Genomic DNA, 7,938 nt, shown 5'->3' with positions numbered 1-7,938 from the left:
GGTTACATTCCGAACCCGGAAGCTAAGCCTCACAGCGCCGATGGTACTGCAGGGGGGACCCTGTGGGAGAGTAGGACACCGCCGGACTTCTTTCGATCGAAAGCCCCGACCAATGCTGGTCGGGGCTTTCGTGGTTAACGTGCACTTTTCCTTTCGGGGACAGCGACTTCTCCGTTAAGCTGTTCGGCTCCGCTCTCGGAGCGGAAGGACCATCTCGTGTCGCACATCGACGTTCAGAACGTCTCACTCTCTCTGCCCGACGGGCGCCCACTCCTCGACGACGTCACCTTTCGGGTGCCGTCAGGGAAGACGACGGCCCTCATCGGCCAGAACGGTGCCGGAAAGTCCACCCTGATGAGAATCGTCCGGGGCGACGTGTCTCCGCATGCGGGCGTCGTCACGATCGATGGTGCGCTCGGAGTCATGGACCAGTTCATCGGCCACGGCGCTGCGGGCAGCACCGTCCACGATCTGCTGGTCGCGGTTGCGCCCGCTCGCATCTCCCAGGCGGCGAGGGAACTCGAGGACGCCGAGAACGCCGTCATCATGGCCGACTCCCTCGAGTCACAGATGCGGTATGCCGGCGGCATCGCCGACTACGCCGATGCCGGTGGATACGAATACGAGACGGTGTGGGACACCTGCACGATCGCAGCCCTCGGCATCCCGTTCGATCGTGCTCGCTACCGGGAGCTCGTCACCCTCTCGGGCGGAGAACAGAAGCGCCTGGCGCTCGAGGCGTTGTTGCGTGGCACGGATCAGGTGCTGCTGCTCGATGAGCCCGACAACTACCTCGACGTACCCGGTAAGCGCTGGCTCGAGCAGCGCCTCCGCGAAACGGCGAAGACCGTGCTCCTGATCTCGCACGATCGCGAACTCCTCGCCCGTGCGGCGGACCGCATCGTCACCCTCGAGGCGGGCCCGGCAGGCAGTTCCGCGTGGGTGCACGGCGGCGGCTTCGGCACGTACCACCGAGCCCGCGAGGAACGGATGTCGCGGCTCGACGAGTTGCGCCGAAGGTGGGACGAGCAGCACGCCGCCCTGAAGAAGTTCGTGGCGGACATGAAGGTGAAAGCAGCCGCGAGTGACGACTTCGCGTCTCGCTACCGCGCTGCTCAGACGCGGCTGCGGAGGTTCGAGGATGCGGGACCGCCCGAAGCCTGCCCGATCGAGCAGCGTCTTGACCTGCGGTTGCGAGGCGCCCGGACGGGAAAGCGGGCCGTGGTCGCGGAATCCCTCGAGCTGAATGGATTGATGAAGCCGTTCGATCTGGAGGTGTGGTTCGGCGACAGGGTCGCCGTTCTCGGCTCCAACGGGTCGGGGAAGTCCCACTTCCTTCGCCTCCTCGCCGGCGGCGGCACCGACCCCGATGCGCTGTTGGGCCATGTGACCGACGCGGGATCGGCCCTCCAGCGAGTGGAGCACGCCGGCCGTGTCAGCCTCGGGGCCCGCGTCGTGCCCGGCTGGTTCGCGCAGACCCACCAGCATCCCGAATACACGGGCCGGACCCTGCTCGACATCCTGCACCGTGGGGACAGCGATCGGAACGGGATGCCGCGGGACGCCGCCAGTTTGGCACTCGACCGCTACGGGCTCGTCGCGCAGGCGGAACAGGCCTTCGATCAGCTGTCCGGAGGCCAGCAGGCGCGCTTTCAGATCCTCCTGCTCGAGCTCTCTGGGGCGACATTGCTCCTGCTGGACGAGCCGACGGACAACCTCGACCTCGTGTCCGCCGAAGCACTGGAGAGCGCCCTGGCGTCGTTCGAGGGCACCGTGCTCGCCGTGACGCACGACCGCTGGTTCGCGCGATCCTTCGATCGCTTCGTCGTCTTCGGTTCCGACGGAGAGGTGTACGAATCGGACACGCCGGTCTGGGACGAGCAGCGCGTGAGCCGAGTCCGCTGACGGGCGGGGCAGGGGAGAGAGCTCGACGGTAGGCTGGGGTGGTGACCATGGAAATCGAGCTCGGCCGCGCCAAGCGCGCGCGTCGCGCGTACGCCTTCGACGACATCGCTGTGGTGCCCTCGCGGCGCACGCGCAACCCCGAGGACGTCTCGACCTCCTGGTCGATCGATGCCTACAGCTTCGGCATCCCTGTCCTGGGCGCACCGATGGATTCGGTCATGAGCCCTCGGACGGCCATCATGCTCGGCCAGCTCGGCGGACTCGGTGTCCTCGACCTCGAGGGGCTCTGGACCCGGTACGACGACCCAGAACCGCTCCTGGCCGAGATCGCTGCGCTGCCGGCGGACGGCGCGACGCGCCGCATGCAGGAGCTGTACTCGGCGCCGATCAAGCCCGAGCTCGTGCGCGATCGTCTTGCGGAGATCCGCGCCGCCGGCGTGACCGTCGCCGGTGCGCTCACCCCCCAGCGCACGCAGGATCTGTACGAAACCGTCGTCGCGGCGGGCGTCGACCTTTTCGTCATCCGCGGCACCACCGTCTCGGCGGAGCACGTCTCGAGCGTCGATGAGCCCCTCAACCTCAAGAAGTTCATCTACGACCTCGACGTCCCCGTGATCGTCGGAGGCGCGGCGACCTACACCGCCGCCCTGCACCTCATGCGCACCGGCGCGGCGGGTGTCCTCGTCGGATTCGGTGGGGGAGCGGCATCCACCACCCGTGCGACGCTCGGCCTGCACGCGCCGATGGCCACGGCCGTCGCGGATGTCGCGGGTGCGCGTCGCGACTACCTCGACGAGTCCGGCGGGCGCTACGTCCACGTCATCGCCGACGGCGGGGTGGGCACCTCGGGCGACATCGTGAAGGCGCTCGCGATGGGCGCGGACGCCGTCATGCTCGGCGTCGCCCTCGCCCGCGCCACCGACGCTCCCGGACGCGGCTACCACTGGGGACCCGAATCGCACCACGCGAAGCTGCCGCGCGGCACGCGCGTCGAGGTCGGACAGGTCTCGCCGCTCGAGGAGATCCTGTACGGCCCGGCCCCCGTCGCCGACGGAACGGCCAACCTCATCGGCGCACTGCGGAAGTCGATGGCGACGACCGGATACTCCGATCTCAAGGAGTTCCAGCGCGTCGAGGTCGTTGTCGCGCCGTACGCGTCGTCCCACTGATGACCACCACTCCCGCCGTCGACGACGTCCCCGACGTCTTCCCGCCGACGCTGCGGGAAGTCATGGTCCGACCCTTCTGGATCGGGATGCTGGGCCTCGCCCTGCTCGTCGCCGGGATCTTCGCGTGGCTCGGGCAGTGGCAGCTCGGCAACGCGATCGACACGAACCCTCCCGCCGCCGGCGCGACGGAGAAGGTCCGCCCCCTGGGCGACGTCGTCGCCCCCGGCGTCTATCTGGCGGAGCCCCTCGTCGGGCAGCGCGTCGACGTGTCCGGATCCTTCGTCGCGGGAGACTTCCGCGTCGTCACGTCGCGCTACGACGACGGCGAGCCCGGCTTCTGGGTGGCTGGTCAGTTCCGTGTCGACCCGGCCACGCCGGGTGTGGACGGTCCGACGTCGCTGGCGGTGGCCGTCGGGTTCACCGCGGATCGATCGGCGGCGGATGCTGCGGCATCCGCTCTGAACGAGGATGCCCCGCAGAGGGTCGACCTGACGGGCCGGCTCATCTCGGACGAGGGCGCGAAGGAACCGCCGCGGAGCGGCAGCCCCTTCGAGATCGCGGCGATGTCGCCCGCTGCGCTGCTCTCGCAGTGGAGCGATGCGCAGGGGATCGACGTCTACCGTCCGTACCTCGTGTCGTCCGAGGCCTTCGGGGGATTGCAGGAGATCCACTCGCCCGCTCCGACGGAGCTGTCCTCGGTCAACTGGCTCAACATCTTCTACGCCATCGAGTGGGCGGTGTTCGCCGGCTTCGCGTTCTACATGTGGTACCGACTCGCGCGCGATGCGTGGGAGAAGGAAGTCGAACTTCTCACCGAGGGCGATCCCGACTCCGACGCGGCTGAGCAGCTCCCTTCGCGCCCGTAGACTGGAAGCCATGCCCGTTCAGCCCAAACTCGCCTCTTTTCCGGCGATCCGCGGCGCCCTGAAGTTCTACCAGATCGCCTCGATCATCACCGGTGTGGGCCTGCTTCTGCTGGTCACCGAGATGGTCCTCAAGTACACGCCCCTGCACGTCGAGCTTTTCGCGGGTGGGTCGGGCGGGTTGCTGTGGTTCGCCACCGCGATCCCGAGCCCGGACTGCGAGTGGTACTCGCTGTTCGTCCCGGGAAGCAGCACGTGCGACATCGTGTCGACCGGTGACGGCGTGAACATCTCGCTCGCGATCCTCATCGTCCACGGCTGGTTCTACGTCGTTTACCTCTTCGCGTGCTTCCGCGTCTGGAGCCTGATGCGCTGGCGCTTCCCGCGCTTCATCGTCCTGGCCCTCGGGGGCATCGTGCCCCTCTTGTCCTTCTTCATGGAGTCGAAGGTCGCGCGCGAGGTCAGGGAGTACCTGGCCACGCGTGAGGCCGCGGCATCCACCCCCCTCGAGACCCCCACGGAGACCCGGTGACAGAGCAGACCGAAACCTCCCAGCGCCCCGTCCTGGTCGTCGACTTCGGCGCCCAGTACGCGCAGCTGATCGCCCGTCGCGTCCGCGAAGCCGGCGTCTACAGCGAGCTGGTCCCGCACACCGCGACGGCCTCGGAGATCGCCGAGAAGAACCCGGTGGGCATCATCCTCTCGGGCGGCCCGTCCTCGGTGTACGAGGAGGGCGCGCCGCAGCTCGATGCCGGCGTGTTCGACCTCGGCATCCCGACCCTCGGCATCTGCTACGGCTTCCAGGTCATGGCGAAGACGCTCGGCGGTGACGTCGCCAACACGGGACTGCGCGAATACGGTGCGACGGATGCCACGATCGTCACCGACAACGTGCTCCTCGACGGACAGCCGGTCGACCAGAACGTCTGGATGAGCCACGGCGACCAGGTCAGCGCTGCCCCCGACGGCTTCCAGGTGCTCGCCCGGACCGCCGCAACCCCCGTTGCCGCCTTCGCCGACGACGTGCGCAAGTTCTACGGCGTGCAGTGGCACCCCGAGGTCAAGCACTCCGACCACGGCCAGCGCGTGATCGAGAACTTCCTGCACAAGGCCGCGGGCCTCCCCGCGGACTGGAACAGCGACAACGTCATCGCCGAGCAGATCCAGAAGATCCGCGCGCAGGTCGGCACGGGTCGCGTCATCTCGGCGCTCTCCGGCGGTGTGGACTCCGCGGTCTCGACGGCGCTCGTCCACAAGGCGGTCGGCGATCAGCTGACGGCCGTCTTCATCGACCACGGCCTCCTCCGCAAGGGTGAGCGCGAGCAGGTCGAGAACGATTACGTCGCGTCGACCGGCGTGCGTCTGATCACCGTCGACGCCCGGGAGACGTTCCTGGACGCCCTCGCCGGCGTCAGCGACCCCGAGCAGAAGCGCAAGATCATCGGCCGCGAGTTCATCCGCGCCTTCGAGAAGGTGCAGTCCGATCTGATCGCCGAGGCTGCCGCGGACGGCGATCCCATCGGGTTCCTCGTGCAGGGCACGCTGTACCCCGACGTCGTCGAGTCCGGCGGTGGCGCCGGTACGGCGAACATCAAGAGCCACCACAACGTCGGCGGCCTGCCGGAGGACCTTCAGTTCGAACTCGTCGAGCCGCTCCGGACCCTCTTCAAGGACGAGGTCCGTGCGATCGGTCGCGAGCTCGGGCTGCCCGAAGCGATCGTCGGCCGCCAGCCGTTTCCGGGGCCCGGCCTCGGAATCCGCATCGTGGGCGAGGTCACCGCTGACCGTCTCGAGATCCTGCGTGACGCCGATGCCATCGCCCGTGCCGAGCTGACGAAGGCGGGCCTCGACGGCGAGATCTGGCAGTGCCCCGTGGTGCTGCTCGCCGATGTCCGCTCCGTCGGTGTTCAGGGCGACGGCCGGACCTACGGGCACCCGATCGTCCTCCGTCCGGTGTCGAGCGAGGACGCCATGACGGCGGACTGGACGCGACTGCCCTACGACGTGCTCTCGAAGATCAGCAACCGCATCACGAACGAGGTGCGCGAGGTCAACCGGGTGGTGCTCGACGTCACGTCGAAGCCCCCGGGGACCATCGAGTGGGAGTGAGTCACGGGGGTCGCCCCCGTGACGGTGTACTCCACCGCCTCTTGACACGGCCCGTGCCTCACCATCAGAGTGAGCGCGGGACCCAGCCCCTTTCTGCACCGCCGTCTGAGGAGGGGGTGAGGCGTTGATCGAGCGTTCGCGCACGCAGCCGTACGCGCAGTTCGTCCTGGCCGCCGCCAGCCTCATCGTGGTGCTCATCCTCGGGACCATCGACAGTGAGCGGGTCACCCCGCTGCTGCTCGCCGGATTCGGCGTCATCGTGCTCAGTACGGCGGCGATGACCGCGATCTGGCTCGTGCAGCCGTCGCGGCACACCGGATGGCTCGCGGTAGTGCCGCTGCTGCAGATCGTGGCCTGCGTGCCGGTGAGGGATGCCGGCGTCGATGTGCTGCCCTCGGCGTCGATGCTCATCATCTTCCCGCTCGGGTGGCTCGCCTTCGCGTTCCCCCCTGCCCTCGCCGCAGCAGGCGTCCTGCTGACCGCGCTCGGACCCCTCGTGCAGGTGCTGGCCACCGGCGGCATCCAAGGTGTCCAGGACATCGTGTCGATCCTGGCCTTGCCGATCCTCTCAGCCTTCGTCGCCGTCACCGTCGGCATCATCGCGCGGCATCTGGCCCGAATGCGGGAGACGATGCAGAGCGTCTCGACGGAGCTGGAGCACGCTATGCGTCTGTCGGGGCGCGACACCGCCATGCTGCGGGCGACGCTCGACGCGACGGACAACGCCGTCGCGGTCTTCGGATCGGACGGGCGCCCCATCCTGCTGAACGCCGTCGCCGCCGAGATCAGTGGCAGGTCCGGGATCGACGACGTCGACCGGGACGGCTTCGCGTCGCTCATCTGGCGGGCGGATCCCTCGATGCCGCTCGAAGCGACGTCGGCGGACTTCGTCGAGCGCGTCCGCTCCGGCGACTTCGCGGCGCCCCGCACCGTTGAGTTCGGCGGCGATCCGCGTCGCGTCATGCAGGTCATCGTCCGTCCTGTCGTCGCGGGCGGCGACGAGGTCGGCATCGTCATCGTCGGTCAGGACGTCACCGAACTCGTCAACGCCGTCGAAGTCCGCGACCGATTCCTGAGCACCGTCGGCCATGAGTTCCGCACGCCACTCACCGTCATCCTGGGTCATACCGACATCGCTCTGATGAACGGTTCCCCTGAGACCGAGCGCTGGGAGGCGGTGGAACGCTCCGCGGAGCGCCTGCTGCGCCTCGTCGAACGTCTCATCGCCGCAGGTCAGACGACGCGGGACGTCGAGGCCCGCTCCGGTGCCTCGCACGTCGGACCGGTCGTCAAGCATGCCGTGACGGAGGTGGCGGCCCGCGCGAAGGAGCGTGGGATCGGCATCCAGATCGGAGCGATGCCCGAGCGTGCCGCCCGGATCGCCGTGCGCGATCTCGCCTCGATCCTCGAGGAACTGCTGCGGAACGCGGTCGAGTTCACTCGGGCCGACGGCGGGGACGTCGTCGTCTCGGCGCACGAGGACGGACGCGACATCGTCGTGACCGTCGCGGATGAGGGCGTCGGGATGACGGAGCAGGAGCGCGTCCACGCCTTCGAACGGTTCTACCGGGCCCCCTATGCCCACGATGCGGCGATCCCGGGGACGGGCATCGGCCTCTCCAACGCGGCATCCCTCGCCGAGGCGTACGGTGCGAGCGTCTCGCTCGAGCCCCACACGCCGCGCGGCACCGTCGCGGTCCTGCGGCTGCCGTCCTGACTCGCGGCGTGTCGGCGGTGGAGTCGCCGCGCGGGGCGGCGCGCGCTGGGGGCGGCGCACGATCACCGAGACTGCACGCCCGCGCCGAGACCGCGGCTCGGGGCAGCTGTCTCGCGCGCCGCGTGCAGTCTCGCGGTGCGCGAGAGGCGGGCGCTCGCAGATGGCGGCACCGGGG

6 protein-coding genes and 1 rRNA gene are annotated in these 7,938 nt (G+C 68.9%); all 7 read left to right on the top strand.

Annotated features, from left to right (window positions below):
- Positions 1 to 87, top strand: a 5S ribosomal RNA gene (gene rrf, locus BLR68_RS04875); the annotation flags it as partial.
- A 129-nt stretch (positions 88 to 216) separates the two neighbouring features.
- Complete coding sequence (locus BLR68_RS04870; RefSeq protein WP_018188925.1) at positions 217 to 1,905, top strand: ABC-F family ATP-binding cassette domain-containing protein; 1,689 nt, start codon at positions 217 to 219, stop codon at positions 1,903 to 1,905.
- Positions 1,906 to 1,952: 47 nt separating this feature from the next.
- Positions 1,953 to 3,074: a GuaB3 family IMP dehydrogenase-related protein gene (locus BLR68_RS04865; protein ID WP_018188924.1), complete on the top strand. Its 1,122-nt coding sequence runs from the start codon at positions 1,953 to 1,955 to the stop codon at positions 3,072 to 3,074.
- Positions 3,074 to 3,940, top strand: a complete 867-nt coding sequence (locus BLR68_RS04860) for an SURF1 family protein (protein WP_018188923.1) — start codon at positions 3,074 to 3,076, stop codon at positions 3,938 to 3,940. Before BLR68_RS04865 ends, BLR68_RS04860 begins: the two co-directional genes overlap by 1 nt.
- Before the next feature lie 10 nt (positions 3,941 to 3,950).
- Positions 3,951 to 4,469: a DUF3817 domain-containing protein gene (locus tag BLR68_RS04855; protein WP_018188922.1), complete on the top strand. Its 519-nt coding sequence runs from the start codon at positions 3,951 to 3,953 to the stop codon at positions 4,467 to 4,469.
- Entirely contained in the window at positions 4,466 to 6,046 is a 1,581-nt protein-coding gene (guaA, locus tag BLR68_RS04850) for a glutamine-hydrolyzing GMP synthase (RefSeq protein ID WP_018188921.1), read from the top strand. The genes BLR68_RS04855 and guaA overlap by 4 nt, the downstream gene beginning before the upstream one ends.
- 124 nt (positions 6,047 to 6,170) lie before the next feature.
- Entirely contained in the window at positions 6,171 to 7,763 is a 1,593-nt protein-coding gene (locus BLR68_RS04845; protein WP_018188920.1) for a sensor histidine kinase, read from the top strand.
- Positions 7,764 to 7,938 lie beyond the last annotated feature (175 nt).

The sequence above is a fragment of the Microbacterium sp. 77mftsu3.1 genome, assembly GCF_900100525.1.
Classification (GTDB): domain Bacteria; phylum Actinomycetota; class Actinomycetes; order Actinomycetales; family Microbacteriaceae; genus Microbacterium; species Microbacterium aquilitoris.
Note: the sequence above shows the minus strand (reverse complement) of the source record. Positions and strands in the feature narration are given on the sequence as shown.